18 protein-coding genes are annotated in these 18,434 nt (G+C 37.0%); 13 read left to right on the forward strand and 5 right to left on the reverse strand.

Translation table 11 applies throughout. The features are described from left to right. The first annotated feature begins 59 nt into the window (after window positions 1-59). From NTX65_06955 to NTX65_06980, 6 genes are all read left to right on the forward strand, one after another. Window positions 60-1,394, forward strand: a complete 1,335-nt coding sequence (locus tag NTX65_06955) for an aminotransferase class III-fold pyridoxal phosphate-dependent enzyme (GenBank protein MCX6169058.1) — start codon at window positions 60-62, stop codon at window positions 1,392-1,394. Between the two features lie 94 nt (window positions 1,395-1,488). Beyond that, window positions 1,489-2,073, forward strand: a complete 585-nt coding sequence (locus NTX65_06960) for a hypothetical protein (GenBank protein MCX6169059.1) — start codon at window positions 1,489-1,491, stop codon at window positions 2,071-2,073. Window positions 2,074-2,133: 60 nt separating this feature from the next. Beyond that, a complete protein-coding gene (locus NTX65_06965) occupies window positions 2,134-2,937 on the forward strand; it encodes an SDR family oxidoreductase (protein ID MCX6169060.1) in 804 nt (267 codons plus the stop codon). 93 nt (window positions 2,938-3,030) lie between these two features. After that, complete coding sequence (locus NTX65_06970; protein ID MCX6169061.1) at window positions 3,031-3,561, forward strand: HAD-IIIA family hydrolase; 531 nt, start codon at window positions 3,031-3,033, stop codon at window positions 3,559-3,561. Continuing rightward, entirely contained in the window at window positions 3,558-4,451 is an 894-nt protein-coding gene (locus tag NTX65_06975; GenBank protein MCX6169062.1) for an N-acetylneuraminate synthase family protein, read from the forward strand. Before NTX65_06970 ends, NTX65_06975 begins: the two co-directional genes overlap by 4 nt. A gap of 3 nt (window positions 4,452-4,454) precedes the next feature. Further along, complete coding sequence (locus tag NTX65_06980; protein MCX6169063.1) at window positions 4,455-5,249, forward strand: sterol desaturase family protein; 795 nt, start codon at window positions 4,455-4,457, stop codon at window positions 5,247-5,249. A gap of 70 nt (window positions 5,250-5,319) precedes the next feature. Here NTX65_06980 and NTX65_06985 read toward each other — a convergent pair whose 3' ends face one another. Next, window positions 5,320-6,927, reverse strand: a complete 1,608-nt coding sequence (locus NTX65_06985) for a DUF4139 domain-containing protein (GenBank protein MCX6169064.1) — start codon at window positions 6,925-6,927, stop codon at window positions 5,320-5,322. Between the two features lie 186 nt (window positions 6,928-7,113). On the opposite strand from NTX65_06985, the gene NTX65_06990 reads away from it, so the two are divergent. After that, window positions 7,114-8,613 (forward strand): PAS domain S-box protein, encoded by a 1,500-nt coding sequence (locus NTX65_06990; protein MCX6169065.1) that lies wholly within the window; start codon window positions 7,114-7,116, stop codon window positions 8,611-8,613. A 10-nt stretch (window positions 8,614-8,623) separates the two neighbouring features. Next, window positions 8,624-9,997, forward strand: coding sequence for a sigma-54 dependent transcriptional regulator (locus tag NTX65_06995; protein ID MCX6169066.1), 1,374 nt, complete (start codon window positions 8,624-8,626; stop codon window positions 9,995-9,997). Here the strand turns inward: NTX65_06995 and NTX65_07000 are convergent. Then, complete coding sequence (locus NTX65_07000; protein ID MCX6169067.1) at window positions 9,994-12,273, reverse strand: TonB-dependent receptor; 2,280 nt, start codon at window positions 12,271-12,273, stop codon at window positions 9,994-9,996. The two genes, NTX65_06995 and NTX65_07000, sit on opposite strands and share 4 nt — an antisense overlap. A gap of 142 nt (window positions 12,274-12,415) precedes the next feature. On the opposite strand from NTX65_07000, the gene NTX65_07005 reads away from it, so the two are divergent. The 5 genes from NTX65_07005 (at window position 12,416) to NTX65_07025 (ending at window position 17,167) form a co-directional block, all read left to right on the forward strand. Continuing rightward, window positions 12,416-13,906 carry a response regulator gene (locus NTX65_07005; protein MCX6169068.1) on the forward strand — a complete coding sequence of 497 codons (1,491 nt, stop codon included), beginning with the start codon at window positions 12,416-12,418 and terminating at the stop codon, window positions 13,904-13,906. 40 nt (window positions 13,907-13,946) lie between these two features. Further along, complete coding sequence (locus tag NTX65_07010) at window positions 13,947-14,462, forward strand: UpxY family transcription antiterminator (GenBank protein ID MCX6169069.1); 516 nt, start codon at window positions 13,947-13,949, stop codon at window positions 14,460-14,462. 64 nt (window positions 14,463-14,526) lie between these two features. Further along, on the forward strand, window positions 14,527-15,498 hold the full coding sequence (locus tag NTX65_07015; protein MCX6169070.1) for an HD domain-containing protein: 972 nt from the start codon (window positions 14,527-14,529) through the stop codon (window positions 15,496-15,498). Window positions 15,499-15,534: 36 nt separating this feature from the next. Then, on the forward strand, window positions 15,535-16,320 hold the full coding sequence (locus NTX65_07020) for a hypothetical protein (GenBank protein MCX6169071.1): 786 nt from the start codon (window positions 15,535-15,537) through the stop codon (window positions 16,318-16,320). Between the two features lie 106 nt (window positions 16,321-16,426). Continuing rightward, window positions 16,427-17,167: an NAD-dependent deacylase gene (locus NTX65_07025; GenBank protein MCX6169072.1), complete on the forward strand. Its 741-nt coding sequence runs from the start codon at window positions 16,427-16,429 to the stop codon at window positions 17,165-17,167. Here the strand turns inward: NTX65_07025 and NTX65_07030 are convergent. From NTX65_07030 to NTX65_07040, 3 genes are read right to left on the reverse strand one after another with little or no spacing between them, the layout of a single operon-like run. Beyond that, complete coding sequence (locus NTX65_07030) at window positions 17,157-17,360, reverse strand: hypothetical protein (protein MCX6169073.1); 204 nt, start codon at window positions 17,358-17,360, stop codon at window positions 17,157-17,159. The genes NTX65_07025 and NTX65_07030 overlap by 11 nt on opposite strands. Continuing rightward, entirely contained in the window at window positions 17,335-17,748 is a 414-nt protein-coding gene (locus tag NTX65_07035; GenBank protein MCX6169074.1) for a 6-carboxytetrahydropterin synthase, read from the reverse strand. Before NTX65_07035 ends, NTX65_07030 begins: the two co-directional genes overlap by 26 nt. Continuing rightward, entirely contained in the window at window positions 17,748-18,407 is a 660-nt protein-coding gene (locus NTX65_07040; protein MCX6169075.1) for a radical SAM protein, read from the reverse strand. Before NTX65_07040 ends, NTX65_07035 begins: the two co-directional genes overlap by 1 nt. Window positions 18,408-18,434 lie beyond the last annotated feature (27 nt).

Below are 18,434 nucleotides of genomic sequence, written 5' to 3' on the forward strand. Positions count from 1 at the left end.
GATAAATCATAAAACATCATAAACGATCTTAGTAGTCTGCGTTCCATAAAGAGGAAATAATGCCTAACAAAATTTCATTGAACAATAATTTTCCGAACATCTCAAAATCCGATGAACTTTACAATCGTGCGCTTGGATTAATTCCATCTGTTACACAAACCTTGGCAAAAGGACCGGGACAATGGGTAAAGGGAATAGCGCCGAAATATTTAGTTAAAGGTAAAGGTTCGCATGTGTGGGATGTTGACGGCAACGAATATATCGATTACATGATGGGTGTCGGTCCACTTTCGCTTGGTTATGCTTATCAAAAAGTTGATGACGCAATTAAAAAACAATTAGAGGACGGAATTACTTTTTCGATGATGCACCCGCTTGAAGTAGAAGTTGCGGAAATGATTAGAGAGATTGTACCGAATGCGGAAGCTGTTCGGTACAGTAAAACCGGAGCCGATGCAACGAGCGCGGCTGTTCGGATTGCTCGTGCTTATACGGGTAAAAATAAAATTTTATGCTGCGGTTATCATGGCTGGCACGATTGGTATATTGCGGTCACTGCTCGTAATCATGGAATTCCCGAAGCAGTTCAGGCAACTTCTTATACATTCAATTATAACGATATTGATTCTGTAAAAAATTCTATTGACGACGATGTTGCCGCGGTAATACTTGAGCCTGTTGTTTTTACAGAACCGAAAGATAATTTTCTTAACAAGCTTGCAGATCTCTGTAAAGAAAAGAATGTGGTCTTAATTTTTGATGAGATGTGGACTGGATTCCGAATGGCGCTTGGCGGTGCTCAGGAATATTTTGGAATCACTCCGGATCTGGCAACATACTCGAAAGCAGTTGCAAACGGAATGCCGATTTCAATTCTTACGGGTAAAAGAAAAATAATGGATCTTGCCGATGAAGATATTTTCTTTTATACAACATTCGGCGGCGAAGCACTTTCCCTTGCGGCGACAAAAGCAACCATTGAAGAATTGCGCGACAAAAATGTTCCGAAATTTTTGAACACACAAGGACAAAAATTAAAAGACGGTTACAATGAAATCGTTCAAAGATTTGGAATGGATTACACAAAAGCGATTGGGTACAATTGGCGTTCGATGGCGACTTTTGATGAGAAAGCAGGTAATCCGCTAGTTCAAAAATCTTTGATGCAGCAGGAGATGATTAAACGAGGCATTCTATGGCAAGGATTTCATAATATGTCATTTTCTCATAGCGACGCCGATGTCGAATACACACTTCAAGCACTAGAAGAATCACTTACTGTTTTGAAAAATGCAGTACAAAAAAATAATTTAAGAGAGATGTTACGAGGCGAACCGGTTCAACCAGTGTTCAGAAAAGTTGATAACTTCAATATGAAGCCGGTGAAAAAATAATTTCACAATTTTTAATTGGATATTTTATTTGTAGGGGAATATTTTCAATTGACTGAACCTGATGATTTAGATTCATTTAATCCGGAGGGCAATAGTGTACATGAGAATCTTAATTTTTACTGTAAGCTTTTTATGTGTTTCTCAGATTTTTTTCGCGCAAGAAAAAACAACAGAGAAAAGAATTACAACTGACTCTAAAGGGAAAAAAGATACTACCGAAGCAGTAATTGTTGCTAAGAGTGAAGATATAACCCCACGTTCAAATATGCTTATTATCAATCCGTTAAAGTTTTTCCTCTTTTACAACTTGAGTTACTTTCATAAAATTGATAATTCAATTGTTATAGGTGGTGGATTTCAGTTACCAACCCTAAAAGATATTAACGGATTTGGAATTAATGCCGAGCTGAGAATACATCCTTCAAAGAAAGCGTTAAAAGGATTTTACGTTGCACCAAATATATCCTTCAATACTTTATCCACATCCGGCTCTAGTTCAAACGCGCAAGCATTTTCTATAGGAGTATTGATTGGATGGCAATGGTTTCCCGGCGACGAATTTGCGATGGGATTAGGAATTGGAATTGATCATTACTTTCTTTCCAATTCGAAAGACTCATTTAATTCGTATGATGGAAATGTGCCGGCCGTAAGATTCGACAAAGGATATGCTTGGTAGAAATGAGATTTAAGATTTGTTTACTGCCATAAAATTAGTAACTGAATTTTGGATAATTAAATGGAAATGTTTTCATTAAAAAATAAAATTGCAATTGTTACAGGTGCGCTGGGCTTGATCGGTAAGGAACATTGCAAAGCATTAAGCGAAGCAGGTGCTAATGTTGTAGTAGCGGATATTGATGAAGTAATGAGTTCTGAATTTGCTCAAACTCTTTCAACGGAATCGATCGGTGTTTCACTTGATGTTACCAAACCGGAATCAATAAAAAATCTGCGTGATAAAATTTTGGAAAAGTTCGGGCACATAGACATACTGGTAAACAATGCGGCAATTAATGATATGTTCGAAAATCCAAAAGCTGCAAGCGAACAATCTAAGTTTGAGAATTATCCTTTAGAACTGTGGCAAAAATCAATCGATGTGAACTTGACCGGTGTATTTTTATGTTCTCAAATATTAGGAAGTGAGATGGCGAAGCAGAAATCGGGAAGCATAATTAATATCGCTTCAACATACGGTATTACTGCGCCGGACCAATCTCTTTACATTAAAGAAGACGGAACTCAGTCATTCTTTAAACCGCCGGCTTATTCCGCAACAAAAGGTGCAGTGATTATGTTTACTAAATATCTTGCTGCTTATTGGGGAAAAGAAGGAGTACGTGTTAATACTTTGACTCCAGGCGGTGTGGAAAATAATCAGGATCAGTTTTTTATTGAAAAATATTCAGTTAAGACTCCTTTGGGGAGAATGGCTGATCCATCAGATTATAAAGGTGCGTTAATCTTTCTTGCAAGCGATGCATCAAGTTACATGACCGGCGCCAATCTTATTGTGGATGGCGGATGGACGTGTTGGTGAAGTTATGAAATAAAGGAATAAAGAAAAGAAGGAAAGAAGAAAAAAGGAAAGAAGAAAAAAGGAAAGATTATAAAAACTATTGAATGGCCTTTCATGAAAAAAAAATTATCAAAGAACCAGCTACTGAAACGCGCTTCTAAAATAAAATTGCTTTTGACCGATGTTGACGGCGTTCTTACCGACACTGGAGTCTATTATTCGACACAGGGTGAATTAATGAAACGATATTCTATACGTGATGGGATGGGAGTTGAGCGCTTGAAAAAACTTGTTAATGTTGAAACCGGAATAATAACCCGTGAAGACACATTAATAGTTAAGACCAGAGCGGAGAAATTAAAGATTGATGAACTGCACATGGGCGTTTATGAAAAAGAGAAAACTCTGGAAAATATTCTATCAAGAAAAAATCTAAAGCCGGAAGAAATTGCTTTTATAGGAGATGATACAAACGATATCGCAATTTTGAAAAGAGTTGGTTTATCCGCTTGTCCTAAAGATGCAACAAAGTTTGCTAAAGATGTTGTAGATCTGATAGTAGAAAGCAAAGGTGGTTATGGTGCTTTTCGCGATATCGCCGAATTAATCATCGAGGCAAAAACAAAAAAGAAAGGGAGCGAATGAAGCTTAACAAAATTAAAGTCGGCAATAAGATTATAGGTGAGGGAGAACCGGTTTACATCATCGCGGAAATCGGGATCAATCATAACGGATCAATCGAATTGGCAAAAAAATTAATTGATGGCGCTCTATTTGCCGGTTGTGATGCAGTTAAATTTCAGAAACGGACACCAGAACTCTGCGTTCCTAAAAATCAATGGGATATGGAACGAGACACTCCATGGGGAAGAATAACTTACATCGAATACCGCCGTAAAGTCGAGTTCGGCTTTGAAGAATATTTAGAAATAGACGACTACTGCAAACAGAAGGGAATTAATTGGTTTGCCTCACCATGGGATGAAGAGGCATTAAGCTTTCTGGAAAAATTCAAACCAGTGATGCACAAAGTTGCATCGGCATGTTTAACAGACCATAGACTATTGAACAAAATTAAAGCTGCTGGAAGACCGGTTATTCTTTCAACGGGTATGTCAACAATGGGAGAGATTGAAGACGCTATACAAATTTTAGGAACAGATAATTTGCTTATAGCTCAAGCCACATCTAATTATCCGTGTAATCCGGAAGAGCTGAACCTTAATATGATTAAAACATATAAAGAAAAATTTCCGGAGGCACCGATTGGTTATTCAGGACATGAAACCGGTTTAGCTCCAACTTTAGCTGCCGTAGCACTCGGCGCATCATTCATCGAAAGACACATTACACTTGACCGGGCAATGTGGGGAACCGATCAAGCCGCCTCGGTTGAAATTAATGGAATGCTGAAGATGGTTCAGGATATACGCGATGTTGAAAAAGCACTCGGTAACGGTATAAAACAAGTTTACGAGAGTGAGTACCACAGTATTGAAAAACTTAGAAGAGTAAAACCCAACATTACCGCTTAGATTATGATTCGCAATTTATTAGCAAGCTTTCAACCGTTTGAAATTATTTCATACTCGGTGATTATCTCCGCAGCTCTTTTGTTTATAATTCTTGAACGGATTTTCCCTTACAACAAGGGGCAGAAAATATTACGAGAAGGTTTTTTTAACGATCTGGCTCTTTATACTATTGCACAGAGTTACATTCTCGGAATAATAATATTCACATTCATAATTAGAACGATAGACGGTACAGCCGGTTTCTCGCGTCTTCAGATTTTTAGTCATGTACCGGTTTGGCTACAATTAATATTTTTCACTATCACCCATGATTTTTATATCTACTGGATGCACAGGTGGCAGCACAGTAACAAATATTTATGGCGATTGCACGAAGCGCATCATTCAACAAAAAAAGTTGATTGGCTTTCAGGTTCCCGTTCTCATGCATTCGAAATTTTGATCAATCAAACAATTGAATTTCTTCCCATAGTACTGCTTGGTTCACCGCCGGAAGTAATCGCCTACAAGGGCGTAATAAGTGCAGTGTGGGGAATGTATATTCATTCTAATTTGAGCGTGAGAACCGGCTGGCTGCAAAAAATTATTAATGGTCCGGAGATGCATAGGATTCATCACACAACCGGCAAAGGACGCAACCGAAACTTTGCGACAAAATTTGCATTTTGGGATTGGCTTTTTGAAACCAGTTTTTTCCCGGAAGAACGAGCTTCAGAATATGGTTTGAAAACATATTTCCCGGATAATTTTTTCAAACAATTTATTTTTGCGTTTAGAAGTTTTAAGAAAAGCAGTTAAGCTATTCTGAATGAAGTGAAGAATCTTGCTTTCAATGAGACTCTTCACTTCGTTCAGAGTGACAGAAATTTTACAATCCTTGTATATTCTTATCCCTTGGAAATTTTACAGAGTAGACTAATTTCTTCGCAACAGATTTTCCACCGTCAACATCAATCATCCATTCCAATTTACCTGATTCTGAATCATAGATAGCACCCGATGAATCTAATAGATTTACTACTATATCTTCATGCTTCGAGATTGGGATTTGATCTTCAACTAAAATTTTTGCGGTCCCCGTCTTATTATTTCTAACTTTGATTTCGAAAGCAAATGTTCTTTCAACATTACTGCTTAAGAATTTATCTTCTGAATAATCTTTTAATACTTCGCGGGAAACGGAAATATTTTGATCGCGTCCGAGAGAAATTGTAAGCGTATCATTTGTAGTTGTTGGATTGATGTGCGATTGTCCTACGTATGAATTCTCAAAATATACATTTGCCAAACCGGATAATAAATTATAGTTACTCCAATCAGTTAACCTCGCAACAAGAAATGCATTATTATCAAGTTTGGGAGCCGCGTAATATTCATACTTTGCCGGAACTGTAAATTCTTGAAGTGTAACTGAATGCGGTTTGCTGTCCGATGGAATTGAATACTTAATCGTTGGTGTAAATTCTACGGAAAGTTGAGTCTCTACAACATCAATATAATTTGCCATTGTTTCGGACGGTGCTTCTATTTTTAAATCTTGAGAGAGCTGAGCATTGCCTGTGCTTAAAGGTCTTGCCGCACCGGCTTTCATCATTTCTCTATAGACCACCGGACGTTCAAAATCAATGAACCAAGGATTTAATTCCGGTTTATTATTATTCACATTCGGATTTCTTGTAGAAAGAATAACATCAACATCTTTCCAATCAATACCACAGTTCTGCCAAACATTTGCTTTGTAACTCAGCTGCGCCGGAGAATCTATTTTATCAAGACGCACATCATAAACTGGTTGCCAACCAGCATCATAGATTAGATATGAAAGATTCAACTCAATCATTCCGGCAGTCTTGCCAGAAACAGATACAACAATTTCATTTACCGGCTTGTTCAACTGATTATTCAATTCGTTTAACTGATTTTGTATTCTCTCAATATTTTTTTGATTTTTTTTGATACTCAAAGAGACTTCATACATTTTATTTTTTATTTCTGTTAACCGTTTATGGTAATATTCACCCATCTTTTGTAATTCCGCAATTGAAACGCCAATTTTTTCATTCCCAATATTTTTATTGGCAAGGATCAGTTCAATTTCAGATTTAAGAACATCATTTTCAATTTGATTAGTTGAGAGTAATTTATTCTGCACTTCGAGAGAATCCTCAAGCTTTTTTATCTGCGGTGTTTTTTCAGCTTGTCCCAGATAATCAAACCGTTGAACGACCGACATGATAATAGCGTCTCCTCTTGCCGAAACATTGATACTATTTTGATCAATGTTCGAAGCCAATCCGGTTAGGACAATATCATTCATACCCTTCTCAATTTTTGCTTTTACCGAATAACTCAACTGTGCTCCTCTCAAAAAGACTTTTACATTAGAAAGGGATGGTTTTACAACAATTTCTTCCGATGCAAATGAAATGGAAGAAAATAAAATCGTCGTTAAAATGGCAAAAATAATTTTTTTCATATCTGTCTCTCTCTGTTTGTTCAAAGATAATGAAACTGTTTCTTATACATAAACGGAAAATTACCGGTTCCACAATGTGGACAAAGCCGGAGTAAAAACTTAATCATCTTTCATTCTAAACTTGCTTTCTTTATTTTTCGAAGCGTTTAATTAAAAAAATATTTCCTTTCATTATTAAATACATTGATGAAAAAATTATTACTTGAGCTTTTAAGAAAACATTTTGATACAATAGCAGAGAACTGGAAGATAAAACTTTTACCACTTTGCAGCGGTAAACTTTCTGAACAGCAACTTCATACATTCGCAGAAAGCAGTATCACTACATTTATAGAAGTTATTGAGACCGGCGATTATAAATCCGCCGATCAATTTCTTGTAGATACATATACATTGTTTTCGGAAGCGAATCTAAATTTGCTTGAAGTAAGCCAGCTTTTTAGCCAAGGAAGGTTTGCAGTTTTTAATTTTGTTGAAAATGACGCAATGGGGAATACCGATCCGGTAATTCTTCTTGGATTTTTTGACGAGTTGATAGAACAAATATACGCCCGGTATTCAATTCTTTATCAAGAAACAAAACTGAAAGAATTGGAATTGAGCAGAGACCGGCTTGCTTCAAGACTTGAATTAAATCAACAGTACTTAAAAAATATTCTCCATTCTTCCGATCAAGCAATTATGATGGTTGATCAAAACGAGAAATTTATTACATGGAACAAAGGTGCGGAAAAAATATTCGGATACACGGAAGATGAAGTTCTCGGTAAGCCTTCTTCCCTTCTCTTTCCGGACGGGGAAAAATATATTAAAGAGTTAACCAGAATTAAGGAAGATGCAAAAAAAATCGGTTATACCAGCATTATTGAATCTGAGCGAAAGAAAAAAAACGGTGAGATAATAACCGTCAGGCTAAGTGTTTCTCAATTACACAGCAGTAACGGAGAATATAAAGGCAGGTCGATTATATTTAAGGATTATACTGAGTTTAAGCGTCTGCAGGCGCAGATCGATCAATCAGAAAAACTTGCCGTAATAGGTCAACTTGCTGCCGGCGTAGCTCATGAAATAGGCAATCCTCTTACTTCTATTTCTTCTCTTGTTCAAATTTTACAACGCAGAAGTCAAGACCAATTTATAAGTGAGCAGCTTGTTAACATAAAAGAAAATATAGACCGTATTACGAAGATTGTTAGGGAGCTTGTGGATTTCTCCCGTCCTCCAAGTTATGAGACTGCTGTTCAAGACATAACAGATGTTTTGAAGACAGCGCTTGGAATTGTCAAGTATGATAAACGAATCCGCAAAGTAAATTTCGAAACGGATTTAAAAAATGCTCTGCCTGCAGTGCGCGTAGCGGCAGATCAACTTCTTCAGGTATTCATCAACATACTCATCAATGCTCTGGATGCGATTGAAGGCAACGGAACAATTATGTTAAAATCTGATTTTGATAATAAAAATGTTTATATAGAAATAAATGATGACGGCTGCGGAATGGAGGAAACAACATTAGCCCAGATTTTTGATCCATTCTTTACCACAAAGGAAGTCGGAAAAGGAACTGGTCTCGGTCTCTCCGTTAGCTATGGAATAATCAGGCGATTCAACGGCGAGATTAAAGCTAAAAGCAAATTAAAAGAAGGAAGTATGTTCATAATTACACTTCCAATAGATAATAATTGACGGAGAAATAATGCCAGCAAAAATTTTGATTGTTGATGATGAGAAATCAATCCGGGATTCACTTAAAATGGTTTTAGCCGAAGAAGGGTTTGCTACCGATTCCGCAGGCGACGGCGAAGAAGCACTTCTAAAAATTAAAGAAAATGATTACGACGTTGTCATCTCTGATATAAAGATGCCGAAGCTGGACGGTATGCAGCTTTTGGAATCTGCGTCCAAAATTTCACCGGAGACATTCTTTATTATAATGACTGCTTATGCATCGGTTAAAACAGCAATTGACGCACTTCGAAACGGCGCATTTGATTATTTAATCAAGCCGGTTGAGTTTGAAGACGTAATCATCAGAGTAAAAAGATTAATAGAGTATAAAAAACTTGCGGCAGAAAATAAATCATTGCGCCAAAGAATTTCTTCCGATTCAGGCTTTACTAATCTGATCGGCAAAAGTGAACCGATGAAAAAAATTTTTGATGTCATTTCCCAGGTTGCACCGACAAACAGTAATGTTTTGATTTTTGGAAAAAGCGGAACCGGTAAAGAACTTGTAGCCAAAGCAATTCACTACAATAGTCTACGCAAAGACAAGATTTTTCTTCCAATTAACTGCGGTGCAATTTCGGAAAATCTAATCGAAAGCGAATTGTTTGGACACAAAAAAGGATCTTTCACCGGTGCGTCGGATGATAAAGTCGGACTATTTAAAGTTGCCGATGGCGGAACACTCTTTCTTGATGAAATTGGAGAACTGCCTATAAATCTTCAAGTAAAACTTTTACGTGCAATTGAAGACCGGGAGTTTATTCCGGTGGGCGGTGTGAAAGCAGTTAGTACTGATGTGAGAATAATAGCTGCATCCAATCAAGATCTTTACGAAAAAACAAAGACAAACGAATTTCGTGAAGATCTTTATTATAGACTGAATGTAATTGAGATAAAGCTGCCGACATTGAATGAGCGTTCTGAAGACATTCCTCTACTAATTAACTTCTTTATAGATAAATTCTCGAAAGAGATGGGGAAAAAAATAATCGGCGTTGATAACGAAACCATGAAAATACTTTTAGCCCATGATTGGCGCGGTGGTGTTAGAGAGTTGGAAAATGTTATTGAACGCGCAATGATTTTTGCTTCGAAGGATTATATAACTATTGACGATCTTGCCGAACATTTCCGAGGGAAAGAAGTTCAAGATAATTTTCCCGATCTGTTGAAAGACGCCATTAAAGATTTTGAAAAAGAACATATATTAAAGACAATCAAAAAATATAATTACAACAAAGAAGAAGCGGCAAAGGCTTTAGATATTGGTCTTTCTTCTCTCTATAGGAAAATGGATGAACTTGGAATACCAACAAGAACAATCAAGGAAGATGAGAATTAAAATTCCATGCTCACACCGATTGACGGCAATAGACCGATTGATGATTGATCATCAATTTTTCCATTACGGTAATCCCATCGAATAGTATTTGTGTTCTTATTGTTGTAGATATTCTGAATATCCAAATATGTTATCAATGCCCAGTCGTCAAAATCCCAACGCCGGTCAACCCGCAAATCTAAAGAGTGAACAGGTTTGAATCGGGAACTATTGTAGTTTGCCACGCTCTGAGTTCCATCATCATTGAATGGTGTATAAGGATTACCTGTTGCAAATCTAAACTTGAAAGACGCTTCCCAATTTTTATTAAAAATATAACCGCCGGTTAAATTCACAATCCAATTCTGGCTATAACTGCCGGCTCGTTTTACTCCGTCAAGCCCGGTAAAATTAGATTCACTCCACGTAACGCTCAATATTCCATAATTAGGAGTATCGGAAGATTTTTTTTGAAGAGAAAATTCGATTCCGTGAACATCTCCAATTCCAGCGCTCACGAGCGGTTCAAGACCAAAGGATGCAAAGTTTTCATCGCCGCCGCCATAACCCGCGCCGGTATTGGCTAATACAAGGTATGGGCGTAAAACACTCGCCGGGTAATTTTCATAATTTTTATAAAAACTTTCCACCTTCATCCGGAGATCATCTCTCAATCTTCTTTCATATCCCAGCACAAACTGATTAACACGCACAGCTTTTAAGTTTCTGTTCGATTCATCTGCTATTAGCCAGATGTATGAAGGACTCTGATGATAAATTCCCGCACTGAAATTTATGGAAGATATTTCATTTAGCATGAATGCAGTTGATAATCTGGGACTGAAATAAAAGGTTACATTAATTCCGCTGAAGTAATCCCCTCTTCCACCAAAACTTATTCGTAACCTATCAAACATTGTATTCGAATACTGTGAGTAGATTCCAAACTTTGTAAAGTTTTTTGCGGAATTGAGGGAAGTTATATTAAGTTTCTCACCGAATGTTGTTATGAAATTTGGAAGTTTAATATCGGCGGAAAATTTAATTAGCTTGGCGGAAAGTCCGAAATTCAATTCAGAATTTGTAGAAAGTTTGTAAATGATATCTCCTTTCAATTCATTCTCACCTTCCCGCGATTTATTAAGAAAAATTGGATTAAGGAGAGTATCGCGTTGAGAAGAATCGAAGTCAGTAAAATTTCTGCTTAGACTAATGTTGAAAAATCCTTTTTCGAACAGATGACGATATGATAATCCCGTTATATATGAGTTTTGATTTGATGCGAGAATTCTGGAATTCTCATACAAGTCTTCCGAATCTTTGTTGTTAAATTTTACTTTATCAAACGCACCGATGAACAAATACGAGAAACGGTTTTTGGCATCAAGGTCATAACTGAACTTAGTTAAAGCATCATAATACTCCGGTACAAAATTGAATCCGGCAGCGTTAAAAATAAAATCGAGATAACTTCGCCTCGCAGAAAAAATAAAATTTCCTTTTTTACCAAGCGGTCCTTCCAGATTCAGTCCAAACTGAGACGCAGATATAGTCCCTTTGCCTCCTAGACGGTCTTTTCTTCCCTCTCTCAAATCAATTGTTAAAACTGATGAGAGCTTATCACCGTAAAGAGAAGAAAATCCTCCGCTCGAGAAACTTGTCTCACGCACAAAATCCAAATTGATAAAACTAAGTGGTCCTCCGGTGGCTCCCTGGCTTCCAAAGTGATTTATATTCGGCACAATGAATCCATCAACAAGATAAAGATTTTCCGACGGTGCCCCACCGCGTACAATTAGATCATTCCTTCCCGCGCTAGTCTGAGCAACACCCGGCAAAACTGAGAGCGCGCGAACGACATCTTCAAATCCTCCCGGCGCCCTTCGTATCTCTTCATAACTCAAATTAGCAACACTTCCAATTTCACTTGGATCCATTTCAAAATAACCGGAACTGACTGTAACTCCTTCCAATTCAATCAAAGTGCTTACCATTTTAAGCAAAAGACTTGTTGGTTTAGCGTTATTCACAATTACATCGGATTTAATTATCGTACTATAACCGAGAGCTGAAACACGGACTTGATAGATTCCGGCATCCAAATTAGAAATTATAAATTCTCCATTTAGATCAGCCGCCGCTCCTTTTTCAGAACCAACTATCACAATATTAACTCCGGGAATAGGTTCGTTTGTGACTTCATCTACAACTTTTCCAGAGATGGTTCCTTTCAGATTTTGAGCAGATAAAGTTATTCCAAGTAACATCATAAAAATTAAGAGGTGTAGGTATTTCATATCTTCCATTTATTTTTTTTCAATGTCCGCTAAACACTGTAATAATTAAATTAGTTTCTCATTCACACTTAAATAGTCTCATATGCTGTATTAAAAATTATTTTATTATATTTGATCCACTTTTCATTGAATATCGAAGGGTATGGAGAAAGATAAAATTAATTTTGATGCCTTGAAAGAATTCAACAGCAGATTTAGTAATATTTTTTTTTCGATAAAATATCTTAACGGTTCTGCGGAAAGTTTTGTATCAGATTCCGTTGAAAAAATTACCGGTTACACACCCGCCGAAATAAATAGTCTACCGGAAAACCACTACTCGATTATTTATGAAGAAGATTTAAGTGACGTTAAAAAGAATCTGCTTGAATTCGAGAACGATACCGTAAAAGATTCACTTGAGTTCACATACAGAATTAATTCCAAATCCGGTAAACAAGTTTGGGTAAAGGAATTTTTGACCGTAGTTCGCGCTGAAACCGGAACAGATATAATTCAGAAAAAAAGCACAGTCCTAGATATTTCCGATATTAAGCTTAATGAAGCTGAACTTCAGAAATCTTGCGATTCTCTTAAAGAGCTGAATGTATCGAAAGATAAATTTATTTCTATTGTGTCGCATGATCTTCGCGCTCCATTTACTACGCTTCTTGGCTTTTCAGAAATTCTTTTGAACGAACAGGATGTTTCTGAAGATGAGCGGAACGAATATATCCGGTATATTTATGATGCATCAAAATCCCAGCTTAACCTGATTAATTGTCTTCTAGATTGGTCGCGTCTACAAACCGGCAGAATAAAAGTTGACCCGGTTCGCCTAAATGTTAAAGCTGTTGTTTCGACCGCGGTTACACCGCTTACAGGTGACGCAGTCAGAAAAAATATTGATGTTAAGATAGACATTCCTTCGGATCTTCATATAAACGCAGACGAACGATTGATAAGCCAAGCCATTGTAAATTTAGCGACAAATGCAATCAAGTTTACTCCGGAAGGGAAAGAAGTTCATCTCTCGGCAAGCAGATTTAAAGAAGGCATGATTGAAATTGTCGTCCGCGATGAAGGACTCGGAATTTCGGAAGAGAATCAGACGAAACTTTTCAAGATAGATCAAAAGTTTTCTCTCGTTGGAACGAACGGAGAAAAAGGGAGCGGGCTTGGATTAACATTAGTCAAAGAAATAATTGAAAAACACGGTGGACAGGTTTGGTTTTATTCTCAAGTTGGAGAAGGAAGCGAGTTCCATTGCACGGTTCCCGAAGCTAAAAACCTTGTTTTGTTAGTTGAAGACGACAAGAGTATTAGAACGCTTTACAAAAAAATTATTGAACAGGCTCTTCCAAATTTCGATGTAAAATTTGCAGATAACGGTTACGAGGCAATTGGAATGTACAGGGATCTGCTTCCTACAATAATTATTACCGATCATGACATGCCGCTGATGAACGGAATTCAATTGGTTGAGGCGATCCAGAAAAAAGAAGCGAATAGAACGGTTCCAATTATTGTTGTCTCCGCTAAACTTAACGATGAGATTTCCAAAAAATATTTACGTCTTGGTGTTGATAGAATAATATCTAAACCGGTAGAACATGATTTGTTGGTGAGCCAGATCAGAGAATGTCTTTTCTAACAAAAATCACAATCATCACTTTCTGATTAGACAGGTTAAAATGGCTTCAGTGAACGACATTACTGTAAAACATTGGCTCGCACTTTATACAAAACCACGTCAGGAATTCAAAGCTGCAATTCAGCTGGAAAGCGTTTCAATTGAGTATTATCTTCCTACAATTACGGTAATGAAAAAATGGAGTGATCGGAAGAAAAAAATTACGGAACCGCTCTTCCGTGGCTACATTTTTATTCACGTTTCTGAAAGAAATAGGATGCTGGCAGTTTCTCAAAAGGCAATTGTGAAAACTGTTTTTTTTGATGGTAAACCTTCAATAATTCCGGAATGGGAAATTGCAAATATCAAAAGAATATTATTTGATTCTCCCGAAGTGTTTGTAAGCAATAAGATTGAAGTCGGCACAAAAGTAAAAATAATTGATGGTCCGTTCAAAGATGTAATTGGAGTTGTAACTAGTACACAGGAAGATAAATGGCTTGCAGTCTCAGTTGAGCTGCTGCGATGTTCTGTTATGGTCCGGCTACCAAACGAAAGTGTGCTAAAATTTCTTTAAAGTAATTTTCTCCTTCCCCGTATTTTTTAGTAAATTGAAATAGAACAAAGGACATACCTTCAATATGTTAGATCAAAAAGCGCTTAATGAATTTTCTATCGGTGACGAACTTCTAATTTTTCTTATAGTCAGTAAATGTGAAGTTAAAACATCTAAAAACGGAAAGTTATTTCTCAATTTGGAATTGCGGGACAAATCTGCCGCACTTCCATCTAAAGTATGGGACAACGCCGAAGAATATTCCAAAAAATTAAAAGAGGGTACTGTTGTAAAAGTTGCCGGATTGATAGAAGATTTTAACGGCGCTCCTCAAATTAAAATCGAAAAAATTCGTCCGGCACAGGAAAGTGATAATGTACTACCGGAAGATTTTTTGCCAAGATCTCGCCGCCCGCTTGATGAAATGATGGATGAACTGAATCAAGTAATCGATTCCGTTAAAAACCAATATTTGAATAAACTTTTAAGAACAATTCTCTCCGGAGAAAATCTTGATAAATATTGCCGCACACCTGCCGGTAAAGGATGGCATCATGCTTATATTCACGGATTGCTGGAACATACGTTAGAGATTGTCCGCATTTGCAAACTGATGTGTTCAATTCATTCCGATCTTAACCATGATCTATTAATCTCCGGCGCACTGCTTCATGATTTCGGTAAGACGGAAGAACTTACTTACGATTCTGTTTTCGATTATTCGGATAAGGGTAAGTTGATCGGACATATTATGATCGGCGCACTTACAGTTGAAAAAACCGCTTCATCAATACCAGACTTTCCGGAAGAATTAAAAACTCATTTGATACATTTAGTTTTAAGTCATCAAGGAAAGTTGGAATTTGCATCTCCTGTTGAACCGAAAACTTTAGAAGCAATCGCTCTTTATCAGGCAGATGAACTCAGCGCAAAGACTAATGCTTATAAGTATGCAATCGAAGCAGATAAGAATAAAGGAGGCAGGTGGACAAGATTTCTTCCTCTTGCAGAAACTTCTTTATTCATTCCGGATAATAACTCAGATAAAGCAGAATAAAAGTAAATCAATCATCCACTAATTGAGGAATGCATTATGGAAAGAACAAACAAATCTTTCATTTTACTAATCGTCTTTATTTTAACATCTTTTGGGAGAGTATATTCACAATCACTCGATGCTCTGATGGATGAAGGGGAGAAATATTATAAAGAATTTAATAACGAAAAAGCTCTCGATGCTTTTAAGAAAGCCGAAAAAATAGAACCAAATAATTATGAAGTTCTCTGGCACTTATCACGTACTTATGTAGATATAGCCGATAAAATGCCCGCAAGTACAAGCGAGCAAGAAGACGCACAACTTGCAGTCTTTCAAAAAGCTCTTGACTATGCCGATAAATCCGTCAAACTACAGCCTGATCAGGCTGGAGGATTATTGCGCCGTGCAATTGCGAATGGAAAAATTGCTTTATTTAAAGGTGTATTTTCCGTTGCGGGTGTTGTAAATAGTGTAAGAGCTGATGTTGAAAAATCAATTCAGCTTGGTAACGGCGGTAATTTTATTCAAGGGGTTGCCCATTATGTATTGGCAAGAACACATGCAAAGACAAGCGAAAAATGGAAACCTGCACGCTCTATTCTCGGATTAGGCTGGGCAGATAATGAAATAGCTTTAAAAGAATACAAAAAAGCAATTGAAATTTATCCCGGCTATATGATGTTCTATGTTGATTATGCACTCTCACTTATCCGTGAGGATGATTATAAAACGGCTCGCGAAATGTTGAACAAAGCTCTTACCTGTAAATTTCAGCATCAAGATGATGAGAAAAGATTAGCAGAAGCGAAAAAACTTTTGAACGACATAAAAGACGAATAATTTTTTTTCTATGTCATTCTGAGTCCTCCGCCTAACGCGGAGGGCGAAGAATCTCATTCTAAAATCTTCACAACTATTCTTAAGATTCAGAATAAATAATACTCTTATGGAATTCAAACCGGAATTCATTGCTAAGCTAAGCTCGGCAAAAAGGATCGTCTTTTTTACAGGTGCCGGAATCTCCGCGGAAAGCGGAATTCCAATATTCCGCGGTAAAGATGGAATCTGGAATAAGATGAAACCCGAAGAGCTTGCAAACTTCGATGCTTTTATGCGTAACCCGGATTTAGTCTGGGAATGGTATCAGCACAGAAGAGATATCGTTAACAAAGCTCAACCGAATGCCGGACATATTGCCATCGCAGAATTTGAGAATTATTTTGATGTCTCGGTCGTAACACAAAACATTGATAACCTTCACCGCCGTGCCGGTTCCAAAAATATTTTTGAGCTTCACGGCAATATCGAAAGAAATTTCTGTATCAATTGTCACACATTTTATAATTCTCTTGAAATTGAATTACCCGGCACAGCACCAAAATGTTCTAAGTGCGGCGGACTGGTTCGTCCAGACGTAGTTTGGTTCGGAGAAATGCTTCCTCAGGATGAATTCAGCGAAGGCGAAAAAGCCGCTGAGTGGAGCGATATCTGTTTTGTTGTTGGCACATCAGCAGTAGTTTATCCTGCAGCATATATTCCAATAACGGCAAAGCAGGCCGGCTCCTACATTGTCGAAATAAATTTAGAGCCAACGGAAATGTCACGCTTTGCTGATTATTCAATCTATGGGAAATCGGGAGAGATTCTACCGAGTATTTTGAACGAAGTGAAAAAGTTTAAGAATTAATTTTAGATTTTTTTCTTTTTGGCGGATAAATACGAATTAGCGCGCGAAGCGCATTATTAACTTCTTCCGATGACGAAAATACTTTTGCTACGTCATCATCAATTTGAACAATAACTTGTTTTTCTGTTTTTGCAAATCGATTTGGTTTTGATTTGCTGTAATCGAAGTTATATTCTTGTTTCCTCTTCCGCATAAGTATTCTCAGTTTCAAAAACGCGTACTTTTATTGAATGAATATTCTTGGGGAGATTAGATGATTTAATTTTATCCAGAAGATAGAGACAAATATTTTCTGCGGTAGTTTCAAAATGAACAACAACCATTTGAGAGTTCAATTTCTGGAGAGCTTCAATTACTTCTTTATCATTCTTAGAAACCATAAATGAATGATCAAGTTCTTCAATTATAGGACCGATAATTTTCTTTACGTCAAAATAATCAATAACCATTCCGTTAGAATCCGGATCTCCGGTTAGTTCAACCATACATTTATAAGAATGCCCGTGCAGGTTTTTACATTTACCTAAATGAAAAGGAAGACGGTGCCCCATTTCCCAATGAAATTCTTTTGCAATTTTCATCAAACGCCTTTAGTTGTTGGTTCCCAAATATATTTATGTATCTGCAATTGATATCTAATTTTTCCCGGAGGAACTAAAGACCATGCTTCATCCTGCAGAATCCATTCAACAAGTTTTACAGGTTCAAGCCGCCCGAAAACCACAGAGAACAAGATTGTACATTTTTCAAGCAATTGGTATTTACATATAATTTCTTTGGACCAATCATAATCTTCACGACTTCCGACCACAAATTTAATTTCATCTGTTGGTTTAATAAAATCCACATTCTCGTAGAGATTTTTTTTCATCATATTACTCGACGGGCATTTTAAATCCATAATTATCATTACCCGTTTATCAATCTCTTTTATTGGAAGGCTTCCGCCTGTTTCGAGCATTACTTCAAATCCGGCCTCGCATAATTGTTTCATCAAATCAAGAGCTTCATTCTGAAATAACGGTTCTCCGCCTGTAATTTCGACTAAATTGCAGTTATATTTTTTTACTTCATCTATGATAGAACTAATCGTCATCTCTGTACCGTCGTGGAATGCGTATTCCGAGTCGCAATACGAGCAGCGAAGGTTGCAATAAGTTAACCTTACAAAGACCGTAGGAAGCCCCGATTTGGAGCTTTCGCCTTGAATTGAGTAATATATTTCGTTTATCTTAATCATAAATAGATATAATGCCTTTCAAAGAGG

This window comes from Ignavibacteriales bacterium (assembly GCA_026390795.1).
In the GTDB taxonomy this organism is placed as follows: Bacteria; Bacteroidota; Ignavibacteria; order Ignavibacteriales; family Melioribacteraceae; genus Fen-1258.

What these genes read in the sequence shown, in the direction of transcription:
- NTX65_06955 (MCX6169058.1), top strand. Translation starts at nt 60, where the DNA reads ATGCCTAACAAAATTTCATTGAACAATAATTTTCCGAACATCTCAAAA.
- NTX65_06965 (MCX6169060.1), top strand. Translation starts at nt 2,134, where the DNA reads ATGGAAATGTTTTCATTAAAAAATAAAATTGCAATTGTTACAGGTGCG.
- NTX65_06970 (MCX6169061.1), top strand. Translation starts at nt 3,031, where the DNA reads ATGAAAAAAAAATTATCAAAGAACCAGCTACTGAAACGCGCTTCTAAA.
- NTX65_06975 (MCX6169062.1), top strand. Translation starts at nt 3,558, where the DNA reads ATGAAGCTTAACAAAATTAAAGTCGGCAATAAGATTATAGGTGAGGGA.
- NTX65_06980 (MCX6169063.1), top strand. Translation starts at nt 4,455, where the DNA reads ATGATTCGCAATTTATTAGCAAGCTTTCAACCGTTTGAAATTATTTCA.
- NTX65_06985 (MCX6169064.1), bottom strand. Translation starts at nt 6,927, where the DNA reads ATGAAAAAAATTATTTTTGCCATTTTAACGACGATTTTATTTTCTTCC.
- NTX65_06990 (MCX6169065.1), top strand. Translation starts at nt 7,114, where the DNA reads ATGAAAAAATTATTACTTGAGCTTTTAAGAAAACATTTTGATACAATA.
- NTX65_06995 (MCX6169066.1), top strand. Translation starts at nt 8,624, where the DNA reads ATGCCAGCAAAAATTTTGATTGTTGATGATGAGAAATCAATCCGGGAT.
- NTX65_07000 (MCX6169067.1), bottom strand. Translation starts at nt 12,273, where the DNA reads ATGAAATACCTACACCTCTTAATTTTTATGATGTTACTTGGAATAACT.
- NTX65_07005 (MCX6169068.1), top strand. Translation starts at nt 12,416, where the DNA reads ATGGAGAAAGATAAAATTAATTTTGATGCCTTGAAAGAATTCAACAGC.
- NTX65_07010 (MCX6169069.1), top strand. Translation starts at nt 13,947, where the DNA reads ATGGCTTCAGTGAACGACATTACTGTAAAACATTGGCTCGCACTTTAT.
- NTX65_07015 (MCX6169070.1), top strand. Translation starts at nt 14,527, where the DNA reads ATGTTAGATCAAAAAGCGCTTAATGAATTTTCTATCGGTGACGAACTT.
- NTX65_07020 (MCX6169071.1), top strand. Translation starts at nt 15,535, where the DNA reads ATGGAAAGAACAAACAAATCTTTCATTTTACTAATCGTCTTTATTTTA.
- NTX65_07025 (MCX6169072.1), top strand. Translation starts at nt 16,427, where the DNA reads ATGGAATTCAAACCGGAATTCATTGCTAAGCTAAGCTCGGCAAAAAGG.
- NTX65_07030 (MCX6169073.1), bottom strand. Translation starts at nt 17,360, where the DNA reads ATGCGGAAGAGGAAACAAGAATATAACTTCGATTACAGCAAATCAAAA.
- NTX65_07035 (MCX6169074.1), bottom strand. Translation starts at nt 17,748, where the DNA reads ATGAAAATTGCAAAAGAATTTCATTGGGAAATGGGGCACCGTCTTCCT.
- NTX65_07040 (MCX6169075.1), bottom strand. Translation starts at nt 18,407, where the DNA reads ATGATTAAGATAAACGAAATATATTACTCAATTCAAGGCGAAAGCTCC.